The sequence below is a fragment of the Mesorhizobium sp. M1142 genome (genome assembly GCF_040318565.1).
Taxonomy (GTDB): domain Bacteria; phylum Pseudomonadota; class Alphaproteobacteria; order Rhizobiales; family Rhizobiaceae; genus Mesorhizobium.
In genome coordinates this window covers 1-826 of sequence record NZ_JAMYMK010000080.1, presented here as the reverse complement: position 1 = coordinate 826, position 826 = coordinate 1, and the positions used below count along the sequence as shown (strand labels likewise).

The window sequence follows — 826 nt, the reverse complement described above, 5'->3', positions numbered from 1 at the left end:
ATTACTCTTTGATGGTGACGACGATGCCGGCACCGACGGTGCGGCCGCCTTCACGGATGGCGAAGCGCAGCTTCTCTTCCATGGCGATCGGCACGATCAGCTCGACATCGACGGTGATGTTGTCGCCCGGCATCACCATCTCGGTGCCTTCCGGCAGCGACACGATGCCGGTCACGTCCGTCGTGCGGAAATAGAACTGCGGACGGTAGTTGGTGAAGAACGGCGTGTGGCGGCCGCCCTCGTCCTTGGTCAGGATGTAGGCTTCGGCAACGAACTTCTTGTGCGGCTTGACGGTGCCGGGCTTGGCCAGGACCTGGCCGCGCTCGACGCCCTCACGGTCGACACCGCGCAGCAGCGCGCCGATGTTGTCGCCGGCCTGGCCCTGGTCGAGCAGCTTGCGGAACATCTCGACGCCCGTGCAGGTCGTCTTGGTGGTCGGACGGATGCCGACGATCTCCAGCTCCTCGCCGACCTTGACGACGCCGCGCTCGACGCGGCCGGTCACAACCGTGCCACGGCCCGAGATCGAGAACACGTCCTCGATCGGCATCAGGAACGGCTTGTCGAGCGGACGAACCGGCGTCGGGATGTAGGCATCGACCGCAGCCATCAGTTCGCGGATGGCGTCCTCGCCGATCTTCTTGTCGCTATCTTCAAGGGCGGCAAGCGCCGAACCCTTGACGATCGGAATGTCGTCGCCGGGGAACTCGTTCTTGGTCAAAAGCTCACGCACCTCGAGCTCGACCAGCTCGAGCAGCTCGGCGTCGTCGACCTGGTCGACCTTGTTCAAGAACACCACGATCGAGGGCACGCCGACCTGGCGGGC

1 protein-coding gene is annotated in these 826 nt (G+C 64.6%); it reads right to left on the bottom strand.

Features of this window, described 5'->3' with window-relative positions:
* Position 1: 1 nt before the first annotated feature.
* Positions 2-826, bottom strand: an 825-nt coding sequence (locus NKH42_RS31155) for an elongation factor Tu (RefSeq protein WP_352753730.1), incomplete at its 5' end; no start/stop codon positions are given.